Source organism: Thiomicrospira sp., from assembly GCF_014859555.1.
In the GTDB taxonomy this organism is placed as follows: domain Bacteria; phylum Pseudomonadota; class Gammaproteobacteria; order Thiomicrospirales; family Thiomicrospiraceae; genus Thiomicrospira.
In genome coordinates this window covers 1-23,539 of sequence record NZ_JACUTY010000028.1, presented here as the reverse complement: position 1 = coordinate 23,539, position 23,539 = coordinate 1, and the positions used below count along the sequence as shown (strand labels likewise).

Sequence of the window (23,539 nt, the reverse complement as noted above, 5' to 3'; positions counted from 1 at the left end):
ACCCCCGACCCTCGCCTTGTAAGGGCGATGCTCTCCCAGCTGAGCTAAGCACCCAATTCTGCATTCTGACTGGCTTAGAGCCGTGTGTCGTTGTGCTTAATTGATGCGCGTATTATAAAGAGCTGGGGAGCGATGTCAACAGAATTTACGACAAATTTATGACATTTAGTTCTGAATTAGTTAACAGCGTCTTTTAGAGACTTGCCTGCTGAAAACTTAGGCACTTTAGCGGCTGGAATTTTCATCTCTGCGCCAGTTTGTGGGTTACGGCCTGTGCGCGCCGCACGTTCACCAACCTTGAAGGTTCCGAAACCAATGATGGCAACCTGGTCCCCCTTGCTTAAAGCGGTCGTTACTGTACCCACTGTTGCTTCTAGTGCCGCGGCCGCTTGTACTTTTGTTAAACCGGCTTTTTCAGCAATTGCGCTTACCAATTCAGATTTATTCATGTTCATATACTCCAGTAAAAATTATTATTATCGCCATCGAAATGGACTCAAACATTTATAGCAACAGCTTGCCCCCTATGTCAAGGCATAGAGGCGCATTTTAGTCATTAATGTGGCTTTCGTTCCTCTAAAACGACATTTTCAAGCACGGGATCGGCTACCGGTTGGAGACTAGACGCATCATTAACCAAAGGTGTTGGCTTAATCGTTAAGGCTTCTTCTAGCACCTCCTCAATCCAATGTACCGGTTTAATATTCAGCTGCGAGGTAATTTCTGTTGAAATATCTGCCAAATCTCGTACATTGTCATAAGGAATCAGCACGGTTTTAATTCCGCCACGGAGCGCGGCCAACAACTTCTCTTTAAGCCCACCAATTGGCAACACCTCACCTCTCAGCGTGATTTCACCCGTCATAGCGACATCAGCACGCACGGGGATCTGAGTTAAAGCTGAGGTGATCGCCGTGCAAACCGCAATACCCGCACTCGGGCCATCTTTTTTAATCGCGCCTTCCGGAAAATGCAAATGCAGGTCTAACTTTTCATAAAAGTCCGCTTGCAAGCCAAAATCAGCTGAACGACTACGAATCACACTCATTGCCGCCTTAACCGATTCAGACATGACACTACCCAATTGCCCTGTACTGTCTAGCTTGCCTTTACCTGGCATGACCGTGGCTTCAATGCGCAACAAATCCCCGCCTACTCGAGTCCAGGCTAAGCCGGTCACTTGACCAATACGGTTTTTATCATCCGCCAAGCCAAAACGGTATTTAGCGACACCCAAGTAAGCTTCCAAATCGGCCTTATCGACCTTAATCAAACCGGACTTAGAGCCATCAATCAACTGCTTAACCGCTTTACGACAAATCTTAGCGAGCGAACGATCCAGTGAACGTACGCCCGCTTCTCGGGTATAAACCTGAATAATGTCTTTAATTGCCTGCTCAGTAATATCAAGCTCGTCCGGTTTTAAACCGTGATCTTTGATCTGTCGTGGCAATAAATGCTGCATCGCAATGTTAATTTTCTCTGGCTCGGTGTAACCAGCGAGATTAATAATCTCCATACGGTCTAACAAGGCCTCAGGAATATCCATTGAGTTTGAAGTGGCCACAAACATCACATCCGACAAATCGTAATCAACTTCAAGATAATGATCATTAAAACTGGCGTTTTGCTCTGGATCGAGTACTTCTAGCAGCGCACTCGCGGGATCACCACGCGAATCACTCGCCATCTTGTCAACTTCGTCTAACAAAAACAGCGGATTTCTCGTGCCCGCATTGGCCATTTTTTGGATAATTTTGCCCGGCAATGCACCAATATAGGTTTTACGATGACCGCGAATTTCCGCTTCATCACGCACTCCGCCTAACGACATACGTACATATTTACGATTCGTTGCTTCCGCAATCGAACGCGCCAGGGTAGTTTTACCGACACCAGGCGGACCAACCAAACACAAAATTGGGCCTTTAATTTTTTTAACGCGCTGTTGTACGGCAAGATACTCAACAATACGTTCTTTAACCTTTTCTAAGCCATAATGCTGCTGATCCAAAATAGTTTCCGCGCGCGGCAAGTCTTTGGAAACACGCGAACGTTTTTTCCAAGGCACACTGACTAACCAATCCAAATAATTACGAATCACATTGGCTTCTGCCGATTGAGCCTGCATTTGCTTTAATTTACGCAACTCAGATTGAGCCTTAGTCAAAACCTCGGCGGACATGCCGGCTTCATTAATCTTATTTTCAAGTCGGGTTAAATCGTCTTCACCCTCTTCACCTTGACGTAATTCTTTATGAATCGCTTTGATTTTTTCATTCAAATAGTATTCACGCTGAGTTTTATCTATCTGGCTTTTAACACGCATGGTAATGCGTTTTTCAGACTCAATTAGCTCAATATCTTCTTCGACATACGCCAACAAACCTTCTAAACGTGCGTTCACCGACACCAAAGATAAAAGCGATTGTTTACGCTCAATCCCTAAACTCATATTCGCGCCAACTAAATCAACCAAACGATTAGCATCATGAGTTTTCTCGATCGTATCTTTAACTTCAGACGGTAATTTTTTGCGCAACTCTGCCAAGTGTAGAAAACGATCGCGCAACAAGCTGGTTAATGCCCGCGTTTCAGCATCCGGCCCGGAGTCGACATCCAACGCGGCAATATCAGCCTCTAAAAATTCGCCATCAGCATGCAGGTTTAGCAGCTCGAAACGCTGCACCCCTTCCACCAGCACCTTAACGGTTCCATCTGGCAACTTTAAGGTTTGCAGAATATTGGCCAAAGTTCCCACAGAATATAAATCATCACTTGCCGGGTCTTCCAACTCTGGGCTTTTTTGAGCGATTAAAAATAATTGTCGATCACGTTTCTGTGCTTCGTAGACAGCATTAATCGACTTTTCACGCCCCACAAATAAAGGCATAACAGAACCAGGAAAAACCACCACATCACGCAGCGGCATAATCAACACTTTCATTTTCATCGCTATTTGCTCTATGTCCATAAACTCTCTTTTAGAATAAAAAGCCCAGACTAGGCTGGGCTTTAAACAAATAAAAACACGTTAGCAATCTTTACTCGCTCGCCGCTTTTGCAACGTCTGAGTAAACCATCATAGGTGGTTTTTTACCTTGTACAACGGCCTTATTAATCACAACCTTTTCTACATTTTGCATACTGGGTAGGTCATACATAGTGTCGAGCAAAATTTGCTCTAAGATGGATCGTAAACCTCGCGCCCCTGTTTTACGCGCAATGGCTAGCTTTGCTATTTCTGTAAGGGCATCTTTGCGGAATTCAAGCTCTGCACCTTCTAACTCAAACATTTTTTGGAATTGTTTAACTAACGCATTTTTAGGCTCGGTTAGAATTTGGATCAGTGCCTTCTCATCTAACTCAGTTAAAGCTGCAATCACCGGCAAACGTCCAACAAATTCAGGGATCAAACCGTACTTGGTTAAATCTTCCGGTTCAATACTGGCAAATTTTTCGGTTAAGCTTTTTACCTTATCGGCCGACTTCACTTCAGCTGAGAAACCAATACCTAGGTTTTTTTCGGTACGTTGTTCAATAATTTTATCTAAACCTTCAAACGCCCCGCCCACAATAAACAGAATTTTTGAGGTATCGACATAAATCATTTCTTGATTCGGATGTTTACGCCCACCTTGTGGTGGAACCGCCGCCTGCGTGCCTTCAATCAACTTTAATAACGCTTGCTGAACCCCTTCGCCCGACACATCACGTGTAATAGATGGGTTTTCAGACTTACGCGTAATTTTGTCGATTTCATCGATATAAATAATACCGCGTTCGGCTTTTTGCGGATCGTTATCACAGCGTTGCAACAGCTTTAACACGATACTTTCAACGTCTTCACCCACATAACCGGCTTCAGTCAAAGTGGTGGCATCCGCAATCGCGAACGGCACATCCAGCAATCTAGCCATCGTCTGAGCCAATAACGTCTTGCCCGAACCGGTTGGTCCGATCAATAAAATATTACTTTTAGTTAACTCGACTTCGTCATCTGAGCCTGCATTTTGTAAACGTCTATAATGGTTGTATACCGCCACCGACAAGACTTTTTTAGCACGATCCTGGCCGATAACGTAATCATTCAAAATATGACTAATTTCATGCGGTGTTGGTAAATGATCTAAATCGAACATCGCTTCCGCTTCTTCACCAAATTCTTCATGCAAAATGTCATTACATAAATCCACACACTCATCGCAAATATAAACCGATGGGCCCGCAATTAGCTTACGAACTTCTTCTTGGCTTTTGCCACAAAACGAGCAATATAAAATTTTATCTGCCATAGATTCCTCTCCACCCCCAATCATTGTTAGCGGTTCTGTAAAACTTGATCAATCAAACCGTATTCTTTTGCGCGTTCAGCACTCATAAAGTTATCACGATCTGTATCATTTTCAACTATTTCCAACGACTGCCCTGTGTTTTCAGCCAACGCACGATTGAGTTTGTCTTTAATATATAAAATTTCTTTAGCATGAATTTCGAAGTCACTAGCTTGACCTTGAAAGCCACCTAAGGGCTGGTGAATCATCACTCTTGAGTTAGGCAAGGCAAAACGTTTACCTTTTGCACCAGCCGCTAGCAAAAACGATCCCATGCTGGCCGCTTGGCCTAAACACATGGTTGATACATCCGGTTTAATAAAACGCATCGTGTCGTAAATCGCCATACCAGCCGTTACACTGCCACCCGGTGAGTTAATATAGAGATGAATATCTTTATCCGGATTTTCAGACTCAAGAAACAGCATTTGCGCCACTATCAAATTTGCCATGTTATCTTCAACCTGACCGACTAAAAATATCACTCGTTCTTTAAGCAATCTTGAAAAAATATCGTAAGATCGTTCACCACGGCTTGTCTGTTCAACCACCATCGGAACTAACGCATTACTGATTACCGAGTTATCCATTCGCTACCTCAACTTTAATAAATCTACTGTGTAAGCCTATATTAGCGTTTTATGACGCTAAAAAAAACTAAACCCCGTGACAAATTGCAAAAAACAACTCGTCACGAGGTTTAATTAGCATCTAAGTCTTTTAGAGCGGACTAATTAGCCTGCGCTACTAACCACTTCATCGAATGCTTTTTTAACTTCTTTCACTTTGGCTTCATCCAAAATTTTCTTCGCCACCGCCGACTCAACCAAAATTGAGCGTACTTCGCTTAAACGGCTTGGATTTTTAGCATACCATTCTTTAATTTCGGCCGGATCTTCGTAAGTTGATGCCTGATCCTCAATAAACGCGTTGATGTCTTGTTCTGACGCTTTAATATCGTGTGCGCGAATAATGTCACCAATAATTAAACCTAACTTAACGCGTTTTTTGGCTTCATCTGCAAACAAATCAGGCGTCATACCAGACATTTGACCTTTTGGCATACCCTGCTGTTCCATACGCTGTATGTATTGTTCAAGCATCGCTTCCGACTCTTGAGTTACTAACGCGGCCGGAACTTGGACATCCACTTCTTGCTCCAAGGCTTCAAACGCTGCTTGACGGTTACGTGCATCTAGCGTACGTTTTAATTCACGCGCCATGTTTTCACGAATTTCTTTACGCAAGGTTTCTTCTTTGCCGTCTTCTACACCGAAAGACTGGATAAATTCTTCATCCAACTCAGGTAGTTGTTTGGTTTGTACCGAATGAACCGTAATATCGAATTGCGCTGTTTTACCTTTTAGGTTTTCAGCTTGGTACTCTTCAGGGAAGGTTACGTCGATGGTTTTAGTTTCGCCTTTTTTCATACCCATAATGCCATCTTCAAAACCAGGGATCATACGACCACTACCAAGCTCTAATGGTACATTTTCAGCTTTACCACCTTCAAACTCAACACCGTCAAGTTTACCCACAAAGTCGATAATAACTTGCTCGCCCGTCTTGGCTTTTTTAGCGGCACTGGCTGGTTTCCAAGCCGAACGCTGCTCACGCAAACGGGTAATCATTTTTTCAACATCTTCATCGGTGACTTCAGACTTTATAGCCTCAACTTTAATTCCGCTAAAAGCGGGCAAGGTAATTTCTGGGTAAACCTCAAAACGAGCCGTAAAGTTAATTTCAGCGTCGGTTACTTTGACTTCATCAATTTCCGGATAACCAGCAACTTGTAACTTTTCTTTATCGGCCGCATCAAAAAACGCATAGTGAACGGCTTCGCCCAAAAGCTCTTGGCGAACTTGCGCATCGTAACGTTTCTTAACCATACCCATCGGCACTTTACCAGGGCGGAAACCGTCTATTTTGACGGTGCGGCGCATTTCGGCTAAACGCTTATCTACTTTAGCGTCTAATTCAGCCGACGGAAAAGTGACCGTGATTTTGTGCTCTAGGCCTTGTTCAGGTTTCTCAACAGATACTTGCATACAAATTCTCAAATCTCGTTAAATTCAAAATAAAGACACTCAACTAATAAAGCCAGTTGGTGCACGTAATAAATAGTCCCAAAATTATACAGAACCCAATAAAAACAACAAGGAAAATCTCAACCAGGCCTGGTGCTTTAGAATATAAGCATTTGCTTATTTTATTAACACGGGGGATTTATTTTCAGTTAGAATATGCGCGTTATTTCCCATTCGATTTAGTTAAAAGGATGTCTAAGTTATGAATATCGAAAGAGTCGTATTGTTTGTTGCAGGAAGTGTTGTGTTAATCAGCTTGGCATTGGGCACCTGGGTTGGCCAGGCCTGGTTTTTATTAACCGCATTCGTGGGTTTAAACTTAATTGTTTCAAGCCTAACGCGTTTTTGCCCAATGGTAATGATTTTGAAGAAGTTCGGTCTGAAGCACGGCTCACCTTTCTTAAAAGATCCTGCTAAGTAATCCGCGTCGATTTAGCAGATGACCGACTGGCTCATCTGCTTTCTGCTTCAAACCATCACCTTATTAACGCGGTTTTAATCCAACTGGAACGACTGCGTAATGGTCTCAACCTCGTCTTGCAACATTAACCATTCGGTTTCAACGTCATCCAAATTTGTTTGATATTCGGCTTGTTGTTTAAGTAAACCGGCTAGCTGAGGAGATTGCGCAGGATCATAAATCGCATCATCGGCTAGTTGGCTGTGCACCTCATCTAAGGCCGCTTGTAATTTTGCTAATTGCTTATCCAACACATCAAGCCGCTTACGCTGAGATCGCGTCGCGTCTTGTAGCTGTTTACGTAACTGTGCAGTTTGCTGGCGTTGTTCACGTTTATTTTGTGAACCGCCATTGGAATTTTCTGATTCTTCACCGACGCCATTCAGCCGATTCTCTTGTTGTTTCTGTTGTTTTAATAAACTTAAACGTTGCTGTAAATAGGCATCCAAATCGCCATGAAACAAACTTACACTTGCATCATGCACCCACCAGTATTGATCCACAATGCCCGCTAACAAATGCCGATCATGTGACACCACAATCAGCGCCCCCTCAAAACTCTGCAAGGCTTCATCTAACGCATCACGAGAATCCATGTCCAAGTGGTTGGTGGGCTCATCCAGGATAATTAAATTGGGTTTTAAATAAACAATCAAAGCCAAAGATAAACGTGCTTTTTCGCCGCCTGAAAACTGTTTAATCGGCGATAGAGCTTGTTCGTGACTAAAGCCAAACCCACCTAAAAAATCACGCGCTTGCTGATCTGACAGTTCGGGAAAATGCTTGAGCATGGTTTGCAATGGGGTTTTATCTAAATCCAACGACTCGACTTGATGCTGGGCAAAATAACCGACTTTTAAACCTTTGCTGTTAATGATTTTACCTTGGTCTGGCTTAAGTTCATCCACTATAAGCTTTAAGAAAGTGGTTTTACCGCTGCCGTTTATGCCGACCAAACCAATTCGATCACCAGCTCTTAACACCAAATCGACCTTATCTAACACCACTTTGTTATCGTAAGCAAAACTCACCTGTTCGATGCGCATCATAGGATCAGGCAAATGATCGGGGTTCATAAATTCGAAACGAAACGGATTGGTGGCCTGCAAAGCCGCGACTTCTTCCATGCGTTCTAAAGCCTTGACTCGGCTTTGGGCTTGTTTGGCTTTGCTGGCTTTGGCTTTAAAGCGTGTAATAAAGGTGGTGAGATGTTGCATGCGCTGTTTTTGCTTGTCGTGCAGGGCTTGCTGTTGCATTAACTGCATGCTGCGCTGACGTTCATAAGATGCAAAGTTGCCGGTATAGAGTTGAATACGCTGATCTTCTAGCAACGCAATACCGTTAACGACTTTATCTAAAAAGTGTCGATCATGCGAAATCAATAACACGGCACCGGGATATTGCGCTAACCACTGCTCTAGCCAAGCGACCGCTTCGATATCCAAGTGGTTAGTAGGTTCGTCTAACAACAATAAATCTGAACGTTGCATTAAGGCTCTAGCCAACTTTAAACGCACCTGCCAGCCACCGGAAAACTGTGTGACTAACTGCGCAAAATCAGCCTGCTGAAACCCCAAGCCGTATAATAATTGCTGAGCTTTTTGTGGCACTTCATAGGCCTGAATGTGATCCAAATGATCATGCAAACGCACCATCGCATCTTGATCATTTTGTTCTTCAGCCTGCTTAAGATCGGTGATTAATTGGAAATAAAGTGTATCGCCCGATGTCACATAATCCAATGCACTGAGTTGCTCAGTCACTTCAGACTGTTCGACATAACCTATCTGCCAGCCAGCCGGCAAACCAATCGTGCCGGCATCTAAACTGATTTGGCCTAATATGGCTTTAAACAAAGTGGATTTCCCAACCCCATTACGACCAATTAAGCCAATCTTTTGACCCGGATTAAGGGTTAAACTCGCATTTTCTAATAAACACTTAACACCCGCATACAAACTAACCGACTGAATAGATAACATAAGGCGCTAAACAGCCTTCGGTTGAAGAATGCGGCCATCAACCATTGTGATCGTTTCACCAATTTGCGCGGCTAAATCTAAATCGTGGGTGACCACTAATAAAGCCGTGTCAAATTCCTCATTTAAAGACAGCATCAACTCAAACACCTGTTCAGCCGATTTGGAATCCAAATTACCGGTTGGCTCATCAGCCAAAATACAACCAGGCCTGGTGATTAAGGCGCGAGCCATCGCAACGCGTTGGCGTTCTCCGCCCGACAATTCAGATGGTTTATGTTGTAAACGATGACCTAAACCAACTTGTTTTAGGAGGTCAACCGCCTGTTTTTCGGCGCTTGAGGCCGATTGGCGCGCGACTCTTAAGGGCAGCATGACATTTTCCAGCGCGCTAAGCTCAGCTAACAAATAATGAAACTGATACACAAACCCCATGTTCTGGTTACGCAAGATACCGCGTTTGGTTTCCGACAAACTTGAAAAATCTTGGCCTGCGAGCTTCACTTCGCCCGTGCTCGGTTTATCTAATCCGGCCAACAAATGCAATAAGGTACTTTTACCCGAGCCCGACGCGCCAACGATGGCTTTGCGTTCACGTGAGTGTAACACCAGATCAATACCTTGCAATACCTCGGTATTAATCAAACCATCACGGTAAGTTTTGCCCAGGTTTTTGGCTTGTAAAATAATATTTTGCTCGACTGGGTTTGCTTGTAAATTACTCATAACGCAAGGCCTCCGCTGGTTGAATGCGAGAAGCTCGCCAGGCCGGGTATAAGGTCGCTAGCAAGGTCAGCACAAAAGCTAAACCAGAAACCGCCCACACATCCGACCACTCTAATTTAGAAGGCACTTCACTGATGTAATACACATCCGCTGGGAAGAATTGGAAACCAAACAATCGCTCAATAAACGGAATAATCACATCAATATTCAGCGACAAAGCGACCCCGCCGAGCAAGCCCAGCAGCGCCCCAATAATACCGATAACCAAACCTTGAATCATAAAAATGGCTTGTACACTCAAGGGTGAGGCACCAATGGTACGTAGCACCGCAATATCTTTTTGCTTATCCGTCACCACCATTACCATAGTGGAGACAATATTAAACGCCGCCACCATAATAATCAGCGCCAACACGATAAACATCATGCGTTTTTCCATTTGAATGGCTTTAAAAAAGTTCGCGTGTTGTTGCGTCCAGTCTCGCATCGAATATTGGCCTTCTAGCAACTCGATATAATCGTTTCGGACTTGGTGTACCAAAAATAGATCACTTAAACGCAGTTGCAATCCACTGACTTCGCCATCTCGGTATTTGAAAATTCTGGCGGCATCCTCCAAGTGCAAAAACGCCATACCCGAATCATATTCATACATTCCGGCTTCAAATAAGCCCACCACAGTTAAGCGTTTAATACGTGGTAACACCCCCATCGGCGACACACTGCCTTGCGGCGCAATTAAAGTGAGGCGATCCCCAACCGTTACAGCCAGATTTTGAGCCAGATCAAACCCCAATATAATGCCAAATTCGCCGGCTTTTAAACTGCTAAACGAACCAATAAACACATTATCTTCAATATTAGATACCTGGCCTTCGTACTCGGGCAAAACGCCACGCACCATCACGCCTTTAACCCGGTCGTTATTGGTTAACATGCCTTGCTCTTCAATATTAGGCGCCGCACCTACGACGAGCGGATGTTGCTTGCTAATGTTATAAATCTCTTGCCAATCCCCCAGGCGTTGATAACTTTCCGACAAGGTCATATGTGCGGTCATACCTAAAATGCGTTCACGCAGTTCATGCTGAAAACCGTTCATAATCGACATCACGGTAATTAAGGCCATTACCCCTAAACCAATACCGATCATTGACGACATAGAAATAAAAGAGATAAAGCCATTGCGGCGTTTGGCACGTATGTAACGCAAACCCAGCAGCCATTCGAAAGGAAGTTTAAACATAATCACCCATTAGTTATTGTTTATTCAGACCGATTCTCTGATCGATTCAATGGTGCAAACACCGGTAGACTGTAATTTTTTTGAATCGCTAATACACGCAAGCCAAACACCACTATTATCGCCAATACACTGGCCAATTCACGACTCGGTAAATAATGAAAACCTAACACTAAAACACTCGCCCCTAAAAAGGAAGCGGTGGCATAGATTTCTTTACGAAAAATCAGCGGTACTTCACCCGCCAATACATCACGAATCACCCCGCCTACCACACCGGTCATTACGCCGGTCATAATCACAATCGGATCACTAAAGCCAAGTTCAAAGGCTTTTTGCGCACCAATCACGGTAAATACAGCTAACCCAAGTGCATCTAACAGCAATAACAAACGAACCGGCACATCGTAATAACGTGCATAAATAAACATAAAAACCGCGGAAGTCACAATTAAATAAATATAAATGGTTTGCTGTGTCCAAAAAACCGGCACATCCAAAATCAAATCCCGCAACGTACCACCACCTACGGCGGTCACCATAGCAAGTACAATCGCGCCGAATAAATCCAACTGTTTACGGCTAGCCGCCAGCAAGCCAGTGATGGCAAACACCACCGTGCCTAATAAATCTAAATAATAAATAGCGCTTAAAAATGTCATATTGGCGCAATTATACTCGTGCCCAAACAAAAACGCTGGCAAAAACCCGCTTTTTTGCTGTCCATTGTTTGGTTATTTCGAGGTAGAATAAGATTTTTTTATCAGCGGAATCCATCAAGCGGCATGAGCCATCCCATTTCTTTACTCGAATTTGAATCCATCCCACACAAAGCCACACGTTCGCACTGGGGGCCACTTAACTTAAGCGAGCAAGCGCTTGCGATTGCTAGGCAAGCTCAACAAGCACCAGGCCTGGTGGTCGTATTATGTGCGGACAGTGCACGAGCCAATGACATGATTGACTTGTTAGGCTTTTTTGTACCCAAAAACTTCAAACTCTTGCCGTTTCCAGAATGGGAAACCTTGCCTTATGATCGGTTTTCGCCGCATCAGGATATAATTTCTGAGCGCTTAAAAACCCTCTACGAACTGCCTAATACCCAGCAAGGCCTGTTAGTTATTCCGGTCAACACCTTACTGCAAAAACTCGCGCCTTCGGCCTATATTCAGCAACATACCCTGTTGTTAGAAACCGGTCAGACCTTAGATATGTCGAACTTTGCCGAGCAATTAGAAAGCCACGGCTACCAACGTGTCAGCCAAGTGATGGAACATGGCGAGTTTGCAATACGCGGCGCGCTGATTGATTTATTTCCAATGGGCAGTAAGCAGCCGTTTCGGTTAGATTTATTTGATGACGAAATCGAATCAATCCGCCGGTTTGATGCCGATAACCAACGCACGATTGATCAAATGGATCGCATCGAACTCTTGCCTGCAAAAGAATATGATTTTACTGAAAAAGGCATCGCCCAATTTCGTCATGCATTTCGCGATGTATTTGGTGCCGAAGCCCGCCAAAGTGGCGTTTACAAAAAAGTCAGCGAGGCTGAAAACATTGGTGGGCTCGAATATTACCTACCGTTATTCCACCAACAAACCGCCACCTTGTTTGATTATTTCCCAGACGACACGCTGTTTTTTGACCAATCTAACTTAGAAGACGCGATTGAACAAAACTGGCATGACTTTAATGAACGTTACGAGATTGGTCGCCACAATCCTGATCACCCGTTATTAGCGCCTGATCAACTGATTTTAAATACCAGCGACACCTTAAGTCAGCTTAAACAATACCATCGCATCAGCCTACATGCGCATGGTGATCAAACCAAGTTAACGACTCGTTTTGATACGCTTTTATTGCCCGATCTGAGCATACAAAATCATTCAGATTATCCAATGGCCAAACTCAAAGCCTTTTTGGATCGCTACCAAGGCCAAATTGCGTTTAGTGCTGAAAGCTTAGGTCGGCGCGAAACCCTGCTTAACCTGCTGGGTAAACATCAAATTCACCCCGAAACCTTTGATGACTGGTTGAACCTAGAAAAAACGCATACTAACCTAAAAGCACCAGGCCTGGTGGTCGCGCCCCTGCAAGAATCCATCCACACACCCCAATTTAGCTTAATTGCCGAATCCGCTTTACTGGGTCAAACCGTGGCGCAAAAACGTCGGCGCAAAACTAAACACAATGAATTTGATCAAGCCATTACCCACCTAGTCGAACTCGAAATCGGCAGCCCGATTGTGCATTTGGATCATGGTGTGGGTCGCTACTTAGGTTTAGAACACATCAACCTACATGGCGAAAATCGCGAATTTTTGATGATTGAATATGCTGGCCACGACAAACTCTATGTGCCGGTGACCTCCTTACACTTAATCAGCCGTTACACCGGTGCCAGTGCCGAAACCGCGCCCCTGCATAAACTGGGCACCGACAAGTGGGATAAAGCCAAACGCAAAGCCGCCGAAAAAGTGCGCGATGTGGCCGCCGAACTGCTTGATATTTATGCGCAACGTGAAGCCAAATCAGGGTATGCCTACACCTTAACCCAAGACGCTTATAGTCAGTTTTGCGCTGGTTTCCCGTTTGAAGAAACTGACGACCAACAACAAACTATCGAAGCCGTATTGCACGATATGCAAAGCCCGCGTCCAATGGATCGTTTGGTATGTGGCGATGTCGGCTTTGGTAAAACCGAAGTCGCGATGCGCGCTGCTTTTGTGGCCGCTTATGCTGGCAAACAAGTGTCGGTTTTAGTACCCACCACCCTATTGGCCAACCAACATTTCGAAAACTTCAAAGACCGTTTTGCCGACTGGCCGGTGCGGATTGAGGTGTTATCACGTTTCCAAACCGCAAAAGAACAAACCAGCATATTGCAGGACTTGGCCGACAATAAAGTCGACATCATTATCGGCACCCATAAACTCATCCAAAAAGATGTGCAATTTGCCAATTTGGGTTTAATTATTATCGACGAAGAACACCGGTTTGGCGTGCGCCAAAAAGAACAGCTTAAAAAACTGCGCGCCGAAGTCGATGTACTCACCATGACCGCCACCCCAATTCCGCGCACCCTTAATATGGCGATGAACGATCTACGTGATTTATCCATTATCGCCACCCCGCCGGCTAAACGTCTAGCCGTGCAAACCTTTGTGCAGGAATGGAATGAAGATACGGTTCGCGAAGCCTGTTTGCGAGAATTACGCCGCGGCGGTCAAGTTTACCTATTATTTAATCAGGTCGATAAAATCGAACGTATGGCCGAAGATATTGCCTTATTAATACCGGAAGCGCGCGTTGGCATTGCACACGGTCAAATGCATGAACGCGATTTGGAACGCGTCATGCAAGACTTCTACCACCGTCGATTCAATATTTTGGTTTGTACCACCATTATCGAAACCGGTATTGATGTGCCAACCGCCAACACCATCATTATCCACCGTGCCGATAAGTTTGGTTTAGCCCAGCTCCACCAATTGCGTGGTCGTGTGGGTCGTTCACATCACCGAGCTTACGCTTACATGTTTACCGGCGACAAAGCCATGATTACCGACGATGCCCACAAACGCCTGGATGCCATCGCCAAACACGATACGCTGGGCGCCGGTTTTATGCTGGCCAGCCACGATCTCGAAATTCGTGGCGCAGGTGAACTGCTGGGCGAAGGTCAATCCGGCCAAATTCACGAAGTCGGTTTTGGGCTTTACAGTGAACTTTTAGAACGCGCTGTTAAAGCCCTAAGATCCGGCAAACAACCCGAACTTAACGCACCTTTAGATACTGGCTGCGAAGTCGACTTAGGATTTGCGGCGTTAATTCCCGAAGACTATCTGCCCGACATTCACTCGCGTCTGGTGTTTTATAAACGCATCGCCAGCGCCGAAGACGACGCCGCCTTGCATGAGCTTGAAATTGAAATGATTGATCGATTTGGTTTATTGCCACAACAAGTCAAAAACCTGTTTGATGCCACCCGCATTAAACTCATGGCCGAGCCTTTAGGTATCAAGAAAATTGACGCCAGCCAAACCGAATGCCGCATTAAATTTAACGCTCAGCCCAACATTGACCCAGTGAAATTAATCCAATTAATTCAAACACACCCCAAACGTTACAAGCTAAAAGGTCAGACGGAGTTAAAAGTTTTCGATACAATGCCTGAGATAGGTTTGCGCACTCAGGTTATTCAGTTTACGTTAGAAAGCCTGGCACCAGACAACACCGCCACCAACCCTAACGACCCACAGCCCAAAGCCGTTAAACCAGCCAAAGCTAACAATAAAGGTTAATCCATTCATGAAAATACTTGTTATCGCTTTAACCAGTTTGATTAGTTGGTTACCCTACCAAGTTTCGGCACAACAAGAAAAGTCGCCACCCAAAGTTCAAATTGAGGTGATTGTATTCCAATCGCTTGCGTTGCGCGGCTGGACCGAAGAATATTGGCCAGATACTTTAGAACTGCCCAGTACCGAAAACGCCACCCAATTTAATGCGGCCGATGGTTATGCCACACTCTTAAAAGAAGCCTCATTTACGCTGAAAGAAGAAGTGTCAAAAATGACCACCGACAAAGGTTATGACGTACTTGCCCACTTTGCTTGGCAACAGCCGGCTCTAGACAGAGAGAAAGCGATACCTATTTTAATCGACCAGTTTGTGCAACAACGACGCTTAGAATCGAGCATTTTATTTGGCACCATTCGTATGTACCAAGAACGTTTCTCACACATTCAAGTCAATCTAGAACTTGACCGCCAAATCCCGCAAGCCGTATTGGAACGCTTTACCGCCCACCAACAGCTAGATATTGACTGGATTACCGAAGGTTGGCGTTTTCAAATCAACGAATCACGCCGAGTGCGTTATGGCGAAATTCATTATCTAGATCACCCTATCTTTGGCATATTGATCAAGGTAGATCGAGTTAGATAACGCGGACTAAAGCTGAGTTTCTAACCCCCATAAAAAAACCACCAGGCCTGGTGGTTTTTTTATGTTCAAACGTCAAACTCTCTTAATTATCTTATCGCTTAGATTCCGGCAGGATTAAATTTAACTCTAACACCTCAAAGCCGTTTTCTTCATCTAATGATATCTGCAAATTCTCATCATCAATATCTACGTATTTAGCAATCACCTGCAAAATTTCTTCACGTAACTTTGGTAAATAATCCGGCGCCTTCGCTTGCAAACGTTCGTGTGCCAGCAAAATTTGGAGTCGATCACGCGCTTGCATGGCGGACGGCTTCTTTTTTTGCCCTAATAAATAGTCTAGTAATGCCATATCTACTTCCCAAACAATTTCTTAAATAGGCTTTTATGCTCAACGGTTAAAAAACGCTGGGGTTTATTTTCACCCAAAAAGCGATCTACAATATCTTTATAAGCTTCAGAAGCACTGGTGTCTTCATTCAGAATCACCGGAATACCGGCATTTGAAGCCTGCAAAACCTCTTCTGACTCCGGCACCACACCTAACAAATCCACGCTCAAAAGCTCAACCACATCCTGCATCGCCAGCATTTCGCCTGCCGCCACACGACTTGGATTGTAACGCGTCAAAATCAAATGCTCAACCACCGGCGTTTCACCATCAATCGCACGCTTTGATTTAGCTTGTAAGATACCCAAAATCCGATCAGAATCGCGAACCGAAGACACTTCAGGGTTGGTCACAATCACCGCTTCATCCGCGTAATACAGCGCAAGTTGCGCGCCCTTTTCAATCCCGGCGGGAGAATCACAAATAATATAGTCAAAGCCATCGGCTTTCAGATCATCAATAACTTTGCCTACACCTTCCAAGGTCAACGCATCTTTATCACGTGTTTGTGAGGCGGCCAAAATATATAGATTAGGGGTTTTTTTATCCTTGATTAAAGCTTGCTTTAGACTAGCTTCACCTTGCACAACGTTTACAAAGTCATACACCACTCGGCGTTCACAGCCCATAATTAGGTCTAAATTGCGCAAGCCCACATCAAAGTCAATCACCGCGACTTTAAACCCTTTAAGCGCTAAACCGGCAGAAAAACTTGCACTGGTCGTGGTTTTTCCCACGCCACCCTTACCTGAGGTTACTACAATGACTCGTGCCACATTGACTCCTTTTGAAGCTCTTAAATATACAAAACATTATAATGAATAATAAACATAACTGACACTAAAGTAATAAAAACTACGCCAGCTTATTAAAAACCAATCGTTCGTTATGCAGACTCACTTCGACCCAGCCCTGCTTATATTCGGGCTTAATATCTTCTGACATTTGATACATACCCGCAATGCAGACCATCTCGGCATCCAAGTTTTGTGCATAAATTCTGGCCTGAGTATTGCCTGCGCTACCGGCAAATACCTTGCCTTTCACCGAACCGTAAATATGCACATGACCATCCGCCACCACTTCGGCACCCGGGTTCACCGTACCTTTAACAATTAAATCCCGACCTTGTGCGTAAATCTGTCGTCCGGATCGAATCGCGCCTTCAACCACCATCGCACCCTGATCAGCAGAAGTATTGGCCGATGTTGTGTTTGCCGACTCTTCTGGCGCTCTGGCAACTGGTTCAAATACCGCTAAACCGGCATACTGAGCTTGTTCTCGAATCACCGCTTGCGAAGTTCGCACGCCAATCGGCACCATTTGATGCTGGTGTAAAAAGTCCACTAATAACGCTAAAAATGTAGGTCCAAACCCTTCTGTCTCAGGTTCAATCACAACCGGTAACCCACTAAAAAAATCGGGAGCTTGCGCAATATTTTGTTCTAACTGGCTTTTAACCAGTGCAATATCATCACTGTATATTTTTAACACCGACAAAGATAAAACTGAGCCTTTTAAGGCCACCGCTTTGCTCATAATTTCAATCCAAAGAAGCTTTAAATAAAGGCTATTCTACCATTAATCCGGCTTTAAGAATTTAGCGAAAAAATCCAAAACCTGTTGATCATAGTGTTCGATACCACGGAAGCGGTGGCCACCGCCAGACGTGATGATTTGTTGTGCTTGCGGCAAATAATCCAACGCTAACTTTGCATCCAAAACCTCATCATCAAGTTGCTGCAATAACAACAGACGTTTTTGCAAACATTGGCTGGGAGAGTCCACCCGAAAAGTCGACAAACGCTCTAAATGCTCTGCCTGCCAAATAAAACGTGGCGACACATCGGTTTTGTCTGCCCGCTTGAAGCCTGATTGTTGATCCCAAGGCGGAATCGCCGGATTAATTAACACCGCTGGTAGCTTGTATTTATGCGCCAGATAAATCGCAAAATAACCGCCTAAAGACGAACCAAGCAAACCAACCTTTTCATGATGACCAAGCGCTTGAATCAAATTATCTAACGTATGCACGGCTAAACGCGATTCGGTAGATAAGCTTGGCGTCAAAAACGCCTCTCCCTCAAACAGTTTTTGATAATGACGTGCTTTTTCGCTTAAGCCATTTGAGCCATAGCCATGAATGTATATCAGCATAAAACCAACCATTCGTTTTTATAATTAACCATATAACGCACACCAAATAATGGCGCGTGCTTACTCTTGTGGCACAGCGGGCGGCAAAGCCGGGCGTGTAATTAAAATGCCGCCAATTAAAATCGGGATCACACCCAACATTTGCGACCAGGTTGGCAACTCAGCCAACCAAAAATAAGCCAACACCAAGGTAAACAAAGGCGTCATCGCGGCTAAAGCACTGGTTTTGGTGATCGAAATTCGGTGTAACGCCTCCACCCAAAGCCATTTACTTAAACCTAAAATCAGTACACCCACAATTAACAGCGGCAACCAAACCGATTGAATACTCGACCAATCCGGTAAACCTTCCAACCACCAGGCCAACCCCAAAAGCAGCGGAAACGCCACCAGATTACGAAACCCCAACAAGGTCAAACTATCGACATGTAACCGAGCGCGCTGCTGAAACCGATTCGCAATCGGCGCGACCATTGCCGCCGCCAACACCAATCCATCGCCTATATTTAACTTAAAGTCTGCGGGAAACAACACCAAAATCGCGCCTATCATCATTAATAGCGCGCCCAGGCTATGAAAAAGCGATAACGGCTGACGCCCTAAAACATGAAAATACAGATAAGCAAACAAAACCTGCAAAAACAAAATCACCGCCATATTGCCGGCGGTAGTGGTTTGCAAACCTAAAAACACCAAACTAAATAACAAGGTAATCCAAAACGCCGTCATCCAAAGATCAAACTGCGCACGATTCTGCCATAAACGTCCCAAACGCCCGTTTAACGCCAACAAACCAATAAACACCAACGAAGCCAAAAACGTCGCCAGCGCATAAGTGCTTAACGCACCCAAACTCGCCACCAGCCCAATCGACAAAATCGGAAACCAAGCCTCGATTAAGGTCAAACTTAATACCGACGCCTCACCCTTGCGCTCAGTTGAAAATTTAAACTTCATAAAATTTCATCGCTAACTAAACCGTTTTTTCAAGCGTTTGATATTACTAGCAAGCACGGGCTTTAACCGAGGAAACCCGTCCAGAATCTCATGATTTTGCTCAATCGCTTTGATAAGTTTTGTCAGTTCTTTTTCAATCAAACTAACCTTCACACCTATCGCCTCAGCAAACCGGTCAAAATGGCGTTTTTGCAACCAATCTAAACGATTTTCACCACCCAACTTCATACTAAACTTATCGCTTAACCCTTCATAACACTGGGTAGATAACAAGTCATAAAATGGCGCTAACTCACATTTTGGCGCATATAAAAAAGCGATATTTTTACCATGAGCATCACGGTTACCAATCAAAATATTAAAAAGCACCCAACGCACCAACTGCAAAATATCCGCCGCAGGTCGATGACTGTAAGCACGAATCAGTTCAGCACACTGTTTTAAACTTGGGCCGCCTTCTGATTCATATTTATTTTCAGCATCTATCGCTAACGCCTGGCAAAAATCTTCCTGATGCAAACGTTCACCCTGTATTCGGTCATAACGTGTCACCACCAAATGCGTGTGTTCTTTAACCGGCAATAAATCCACCTCCGCCACACTCAAACCCACCGCTTTGGCTAACTTCATGCAAACTAACTCATTCAGCACCAAGTCATCAAAGTGCGGATTGGCGAGTTTAATAATATGTGTAGTCGCGATATCCGGCGACAAAGGCAAAGCAAACATCAATGGCGCCTTATCATCCTGTTTAATAATCGGCAATTTATTCTGCGCACCCGCCAAAGATAAACGCATTTCGCCTTTTAAAGGTTTAAACGGTGTGCGGCCAACCTGTTGTAACACCTCGGCCAAATCACTCAAGCTCAAATCAATTTTTTGGCTTTTATATTTTGGCAAAACCGGCGTATCGTAAATCGAAATCGCGCCGGCTACCTCACCGCCAATTTCGGCTAGCAGACCAAAATCATTTTTTGCAGATAGTCCCAGTTTTTGACACAGCGCACTTCTTACTTCGCCTTCGGGCAAAATATTGGCAAAAAACGTCTCGGCATGCTCAAAAGTTTGATTCACTAAAGGCAAGCTAATCGACAGCGCAAACGCCTCCTCAGAATCCAACCAGGCCTGGTGATAAGTAAACTGCATATGGCGAGCTGCGGTTTTAACCAGCTTGCCAACCAATGATGTTTGATAAAAAACATATAAGGTTTGCATCATAACGGCCACCTATCCACTTATCTATTCGACAACATAAGCTGCAAACCCAACGCATGCAAAACCGCCAAAACAGAATCCAACTGCACACTCGGCTTACCATTTTCAAGTTCCGACACAAATCGTACACCGACATTCGCAATGGCGGCTAAATCCTGCTGAGTCAGACCATCCGCCTTACGTTTTTCACGCACCTTTAGCCCAAGTTGCGCGGCATCTTGCAGGCCATCCATATTACCGAACGGGTTGTTTTTTACATAATCCATCTTAAAAACCTAAATTTATCCCTTTCGGGAATAGTAACCTAATTAGAATCAGAATTAAACAAAATACTACCGAACGGGAAATTACCATACAAAGGCACCAGGCCTGGTTGCCTTTGTTTTTAAATCATTTTAAACCCATAAACTCGCCATAAATCCATTGACACCCCCCTTTAGCCGCTTACAATGGCTTAATTCAATTAAAAGCAACATAATAAGTAAATATGAGCAAATCAATTCAGCAACAAGAAACCCAATTTTTAAACGATCTAGAGAAAAAACTCTGGACCAGCGCCAATAAACTCCTACCCTCGTTAGATGCCTCGCAATACAAACACGTGATGCTCGGTTTAGTGTTTTTAAAGTATGTTTCCGATTCGTTTGGTATTCGTCGTGACGAACTCACCGCGCAATTTAAAAACCCAGACAGTGACTACTACCTAGACCCCGCCGATTTTGGTGGTGCCGACAGCGCCGAATATCAAGAAGAAATTAACACCGAACTTGAAGAGCGTGATTATTACACCGAAGCCAATGTATTTTGGGTGCCTAAAGTCGCCCGCTGGGCGTTTATACAAAACCAAAACAAAGTGGTGATTACCGGTGAAATTGAAGTCCCGGATGGCAAAACCACCAAAAAAATCCGCTCAGTCGGTCAATTAATTGATAACGCCTTAGACGCCATCGAACTCGACAACCCAAAACTCAAAGGCGTACTCAACAAACGCTACACCCAACTGCAAATTGACCAAGCCAAACTCGGCGAACTGATTGATCTCATCGCCACCATTCCGTTTACCCATAATAGCCTCAGCAGCAAAGACATTCTCGGCCATGTGTACGAATACTTTTTAGGCCAATTCGCCCTAGCCGAAGGCAAAAAAGGCGGCCAGTTCTACACGCCAAAATCCATTGTGAGTTTAATTGTACAAATGATGGAACCCTTCAAAGGGCGCGTGTACGACCCCGCCATGGGTTCGGGCGGCTTCTTTGTACAATCCGAACACTTTATACGCGAACACCAAGGCCGCATTGGTGATGTCTCTATTTACGGTCAAGAATACAACCACACCACCTGGCAACTCGCCGCCATGAACATGGTGATTCGCGGCATCGACTTTAACTTCGGCAAAGAACCCGCCAGCAGTTACACCAACGACCAACACCCAGACTTACGCGCCGACTTTGTGATGGCCAACCCGCCTTTTAATATGAAAGAATGGGACACAGGCGTGGACGACAATGACCCACGCTGGGTTTACGGCAAACCGCCATCCGGCAACGCCAACTTTGCCTGGTTACAACACATGCTCTACCACACCGCGCCCAATGGCAGTGTAGGGCTATTGCTGGCCAATGGTTCCATGAGCTCCAATACTAGCGGCGAAGGCCAAATTCGCAAAGCCCTAATAGAAGCCGACCTCATCGAATGCATGGTCGCCCTACCCGGCCAACTCTTCACCAACACCCAAATTCCCGCCTGCATCTGGTTTTTAAGCAAAAACAAAAAAGCCCGCACCGCCGCCAGCGGCCGCCAACTGCGCGACCGAAGCGGCGAAGTGCTGTTTATTGACGCGCGTAATTTAGGCTATATGAAAGATCGAGTTTTGCGTGACTTCACCCAAGAAGACCTAAGCCTTATTACCGACCACTTCCATAACTGGCAAACAGGCGAAGGCTATGAAGACCAACCAGGCCTGGTCAAATCCGCCAAGCTAGAAGAAACCGCTCTCGTTCCCACACCCCCAACCGCTCTCGTTCCCACGCTCCCGCGTGGGAACGCAGACCAGCCGCCCACCTACCAAGACATACCAGGCCTGGTCAAATCTGCCAAGCTAGAAGATATTCAAAAACACGACTATGTCTTAACCCCAGGGCGCTATGTCGGCGCAACCGAACAAGAAGACGACGGCGAACCCTTCGCCGAAAAAATGGCCAGACTCACCACACAACTCAAAACACAATTTGAACAAAGCGACAAACTAGAAGCCGAGATTAAAAAGAACTTGGCGGGGTTGGGTTATGAAGTCTGACTTTAACCCTTCAGAGTATGTGACTATTCCCGAGGGTTGGAGTTGCAAAACATTAGTAGAATGCACCATTGACGGTAATATATCCTATGGAATTGTTCAGCCTGGGCAGCATGATGAAAATGGTATACCCGTAATTCGTATAAATAACATAAATAATGGTCAGCTTAATTTATCAAATGTATTGAAAGTTTCTCTTGAAATAGAACAAAAATACAAGAGAACTCGTTTAAAAGGCGGCGAAGTATTATTAACTCTAGTCGGTTCGACTGGTCAAAGCTTTGTTGCGCCTAAGGAACTTGCTGGTTGGAATGTCCCTCGTGCTATAGCTGTTATTCGTGCGAATGAAGAAGTCGGTGCGGATTGGATTAATATCTGTTTACAGTCAACAGAAACGATGCATTTTCTTAATATTAGAGCTAATACTACAGTTCAAAAAACCCTAAACCTCAAAGAGGTTCGCGATATCCCAATATTAATCCCACCCAAAAATGTAAAAGATTCAATTGAAAATTTGGCACTTTCATTGTCAGATAAAATTGAACTCAACCGCCAAACCAATCAAACCCTTGAACAAATCGCGCAAGCCCTATTTAAAAGCTGGTTTGTCGATTTCGACCCCGTAAAAGCCAAAATCGCCGCCAAACAAGCCGGCGGTAACGCCGAACAAATCGAACGCGCCGCCATGGCCGCCATCAGCGGAAAAACCGAACCCGAACTAAACCAACTCACCCCAGAGCA

General features: G+C 44.7%; 21 protein-coding genes. 5 read left to right on the top strand and 16 right to left on the bottom strand.

All coding sequences use genetic code 11. The annotated features are described in order from the left end of the window. Positions 1 to 176: 176 nt before the first annotated feature. The 5 genes from IBX48_RS06090 to tig all read right to left on the bottom strand — a co-directional run bounded on the left by IBX48_RS06090 (position 177) and on the right by tig (position 6,382). Complete coding sequence (locus tag IBX48_RS06090; RefSeq protein WP_296831865.1) at positions 177 to 449, bottom strand: HU family DNA-binding protein; 273 nt, start codon at positions 447 to 449, stop codon at positions 177 to 179. A 107-nt stretch (positions 450 to 556) separates the two neighbouring features. Beyond that, complete coding sequence (gene lon, locus IBX48_RS06085) at positions 557 to 2,959, bottom strand: endopeptidase La (RefSeq protein ID WP_365942347.1); 2,403 nt, start codon at positions 2,957 to 2,959, stop codon at positions 557 to 559. A gap of 85 nt (positions 2,960 to 3,044) precedes the next feature. Further along, positions 3,045 to 4,295, bottom strand: a complete 1,251-nt coding sequence (gene clpX, locus IBX48_RS06080) for an ATP-dependent Clp protease ATP-binding subunit ClpX (protein WP_296831861.1) — start codon at positions 4,293 to 4,295, stop codon at positions 3,045 to 3,047. Positions 4,296 to 4,321: 26 nt separating this feature from the next. Next, positions 4,322 to 4,924, bottom strand: a complete 603-nt coding sequence (clpP, locus tag IBX48_RS06075; protein WP_296831859.1) for an ATP-dependent Clp endopeptidase proteolytic subunit ClpP — start codon at positions 4,922 to 4,924, stop codon at positions 4,322 to 4,324. A gap of 144 nt (positions 4,925 to 5,068) precedes the next feature. After that, entirely contained in the window at positions 5,069 to 6,382 is a 1,314-nt protein-coding gene (gene tig, locus IBX48_RS06070; RefSeq protein ID WP_296831857.1) for a trigger factor, read from the bottom strand. 241 nt (positions 6,383 to 6,623) lie between these two features. Between tig and IBX48_RS06065 the strand changes: the two genes are divergently transcribed. After that, positions 6,624 to 6,842: a DUF2892 domain-containing protein gene (locus IBX48_RS06065; RefSeq protein WP_296831855.1), complete on the top strand. Its 219-nt coding sequence runs from the start codon at positions 6,624 to 6,626 to the stop codon at positions 6,840 to 6,842. Between the two features lie 74 nt (positions 6,843 to 6,916). Here IBX48_RS06065 and IBX48_RS06060 read toward each other — a convergent pair whose 3' ends face one another. The 4 genes from IBX48_RS06060 to IBX48_RS06045 are packed head-to-tail and all read right to left on the bottom strand — an operon-like array spanning position 6,917 to position 11,491. Next, the gene (locus IBX48_RS06060) at positions 6,917 to 8,863 is read right to left on the bottom strand and encodes an ATP-binding cassette domain-containing protein (protein ID WP_296831853.1); all 1,947 of its coding nucleotides are present in this window, start codon (positions 8,861 to 8,863) and stop codon (positions 6,917 to 6,919) included. A 6-nt stretch (positions 8,864 to 8,869) separates the two neighbouring features. Continuing rightward, entirely contained in the window at positions 8,870 to 9,586 is a 717-nt protein-coding gene (lolD, locus tag IBX48_RS06055; RefSeq protein ID WP_296831851.1) for a lipoprotein-releasing ABC transporter ATP-binding protein LolD, read from the bottom strand. Beyond that, positions 9,579 to 10,832 (bottom strand): lipoprotein-releasing ABC transporter permease subunit, encoded by a 1,254-nt coding sequence (locus IBX48_RS06050; RefSeq protein ID WP_296831849.1) that lies wholly within the window; start codon positions 10,830 to 10,832, stop codon positions 9,579 to 9,581. The genes lolD and IBX48_RS06050 overlap by 8 nt, the downstream gene beginning before the upstream one ends. A gap of 20 nt (positions 10,833 to 10,852) precedes the next feature. After that, complete coding sequence (locus IBX48_RS06045) at positions 10,853 to 11,491, bottom strand: trimeric intracellular cation channel family protein (RefSeq protein ID WP_296831847.1); 639 nt, start codon at positions 11,489 to 11,491, stop codon at positions 10,853 to 10,855. A 123-nt stretch (positions 11,492 to 11,614) separates the two neighbouring features. Here IBX48_RS06045 and mfd point away from each other — a divergent pair, with 123 nt between their 5' ends. Together mfd and IBX48_RS06035 are read left to right on the top strand one after the other, a co-directional pair. Next, entirely contained in the window at positions 11,615 to 15,139 is a 3,525-nt protein-coding gene (gene mfd, locus IBX48_RS06040) for a transcription-repair coupling factor (protein ID WP_296831846.1), read from the top strand. 7 nt (positions 15,140 to 15,146) lie between these two features. Continuing rightward, a complete protein-coding gene (locus tag IBX48_RS06035) occupies positions 15,147 to 15,785 on the top strand; it encodes a CsiV family protein (RefSeq protein ID WP_296831843.1) in 639 nt (212 codons plus the stop codon). A 91-nt stretch (positions 15,786 to 15,876) separates the two neighbouring features. On the opposite strand, the gene minE is transcribed toward IBX48_RS06035, so the two are convergent. From minE to IBX48_RS06000, 7 genes are all read right to left on the bottom strand, one after another. Next, positions 15,877 to 16,137: a cell division topological specificity factor MinE gene (gene minE, locus IBX48_RS06030; RefSeq protein WP_296831841.1), complete on the bottom strand. Its 261-nt coding sequence runs from the start codon at positions 16,135 to 16,137 to the stop codon at positions 15,877 to 15,879. A gap of 2 nt (positions 16,138 to 16,139) precedes the next feature. After that, positions 16,140 to 16,952 carry a septum site-determining protein MinD gene (gene minD, locus IBX48_RS06025; RefSeq protein WP_296831838.1) on the bottom strand — a complete coding sequence of 271 codons (813 nt, stop codon included), beginning with the start codon at positions 16,950 to 16,952 and terminating at the stop codon, positions 16,140 to 16,142. Between the two features lie 79 nt (positions 16,953 to 17,031). Continuing rightward, positions 17,032 to 17,715, bottom strand: coding sequence for a septum site-determining protein MinC (gene minC, locus IBX48_RS06020; RefSeq protein WP_296831835.1), 684 nt, complete (start codon positions 17,713 to 17,715; stop codon positions 17,032 to 17,034). Positions 17,716 to 17,757: 42 nt separating this feature from the next. Next, on the bottom strand, positions 17,758 to 18,333 hold the full coding sequence (locus IBX48_RS06015; RefSeq protein WP_296831833.1) for a YqiA/YcfP family alpha/beta fold hydrolase: 576 nt from the start codon (positions 18,331 to 18,333) through the stop codon (positions 17,758 to 17,760). A 60-nt stretch (positions 18,334 to 18,393) separates the two neighbouring features. Then, on the bottom strand, positions 18,394 to 19,290 hold the full coding sequence (locus IBX48_RS06010) for a DMT family transporter (protein ID WP_296831831.1): 897 nt from the start codon (positions 19,288 to 19,290) through the stop codon (positions 18,394 to 18,396). Positions 19,291 to 19,302: 12 nt separating this feature from the next. Then, positions 19,303 to 20,508, bottom strand: coding sequence for a type II toxin-antitoxin system HipA family toxin (locus tag IBX48_RS06005; protein ID WP_296831829.1), 1,206 nt, complete (start codon positions 20,506 to 20,508; stop codon positions 19,303 to 19,305). Positions 20,509 to 20,525: 17 nt separating this feature from the next. Beyond that, on the bottom strand, positions 20,526 to 20,771 hold the full coding sequence (locus tag IBX48_RS06000) for a helix-turn-helix transcriptional regulator (RefSeq protein ID WP_296831827.1): 246 nt from the start codon (positions 20,769 to 20,771) through the stop codon (positions 20,526 to 20,528). A gap of 221 nt (positions 20,772 to 20,992) precedes the next feature. Here IBX48_RS06000 and IBX48_RS05995 point away from each other — a divergent pair, with 221 nt between their 5' ends. Both IBX48_RS05995 and IBX48_RS05990 read left to right on the top strand, forming a co-directional pair. Further along, positions 20,993 to 22,801, top strand: a complete 1,809-nt coding sequence (locus IBX48_RS05995; RefSeq protein WP_296831825.1) for a class I SAM-dependent DNA methyltransferase — start codon at positions 20,993 to 20,995, stop codon at positions 22,799 to 22,801. Beyond that, positions 22,791 to 23,539: restriction endonuclease subunit S (locus tag IBX48_RS05990; protein WP_296831823.1), on the top strand; the 749-nt coding region annotated here is incomplete at its 3' end. The genes IBX48_RS05995 and IBX48_RS05990, both read left to right, overlap by 11 nt.

Bases quoted from the DNA above. Each gene is read 5' to 3' on its own strand.
- IBX48_RS06015 (WP_296831833.1), bottom strand. From the start codon at position 18,333: ATGCTGATATACATTCATGGCTATGGCTCAAATGGCTTAAGCGAAAAA.
- IBX48_RS06005 (WP_296831829.1), bottom strand. From the start codon at position 20,508: ATGATGCAAACCTTATATGTTTTTTATCAAACATCATTGGTTGGCAAG.
- clpP (WP_296831859.1), bottom strand. From the start codon at position 4,924: ATGGATAACTCGGTAATCAGTAATGCGTTAGTTCCGATGGTGGTTGAA.
- IBX48_RS06060 (WP_296831853.1), bottom strand. From the start codon at position 8,863: ATGTTATCTATTCAGTCGGTTAGTTTGTATGCGGGTGTTAAGTGTTTA.
- tig (WP_296831857.1), bottom strand. From the start codon at position 6,382: ATGCAAGTATCTGTTGAGAAACCTGAACAAGGCCTAGAGCACAAAATC.
- mfd (WP_296831846.1), top strand. From the start codon at position 11,615: ATGAGCCATCCCATTTCTTTACTCGAATTTGAATCCATCCCACACAAA.
- IBX48_RS05995 (WP_296831825.1), top strand. From the start codon at position 20,993: ATGAGCAAATCAATTCAGCAACAAGAAACCCAATTTTTAAACGATCTA.
- clpX (WP_296831861.1), bottom strand. From the start codon at position 4,295: ATGGCAGATAAAATTTTATATTGCTCGTTTTGTGGCAAAAGCCAAGAA.
- IBX48_RS06050 (WP_296831849.1), bottom strand. From the start codon at position 10,832: ATGTTTAAACTTCCTTTCGAATGGCTGCTGGGTTTGCGTTACATACGT.
- IBX48_RS06035 (WP_296831843.1), top strand. From the start codon at position 15,147: ATGAAAATACTTGTTATCGCTTTAACCAGTTTGATTAGTTGGTTACCC.
- minE (WP_296831841.1), bottom strand. From the start codon at position 16,137: ATGGCATTACTAGACTATTTATTAGGGCAAAAAAAGAAGCCGTCCGCC.
- IBX48_RS06090 (WP_296831865.1), bottom strand. From the start codon at position 449: ATGAATAAATCTGAATTGGTAAGCGCAATTGCTGAAAAAGCCGGTTTA.
- IBX48_RS06010 (WP_296831831.1), bottom strand. From the start codon at position 19,290: ATGAAGTTTAAATTTTCAACTGAGCGCAAGGGTGAGGCGTCGGTATTA.
- IBX48_RS06065 (WP_296831855.1), top strand. From the start codon at position 6,624: ATGAATATCGAAAGAGTCGTATTGTTTGTTGCAGGAAGTGTTGTGTTA.
- minC (WP_296831835.1), bottom strand. From the start codon at position 17,715: ATGAGCAAAGCGGTGGCCTTAAAAGGCTCAGTTTTATCTTTGTCGGTG.
- IBX48_RS06045 (WP_296831847.1), bottom strand. From the start codon at position 11,491: ATGACATTTTTAAGCGCTATTTATTATTTAGATTTATTAGGCACGGTG.
- IBX48_RS06000 (WP_296831827.1), bottom strand. From the start codon at position 20,771: ATGGATTATGTAAAAAACAACCCGTTCGGTAATATGGATGGCCTGCAA.
- lolD (WP_296831851.1), bottom strand. From the start codon at position 9,586: ATGAGTAATTTACAAGCAAACCCAGTCGAGCAAAATATTATTTTACAA.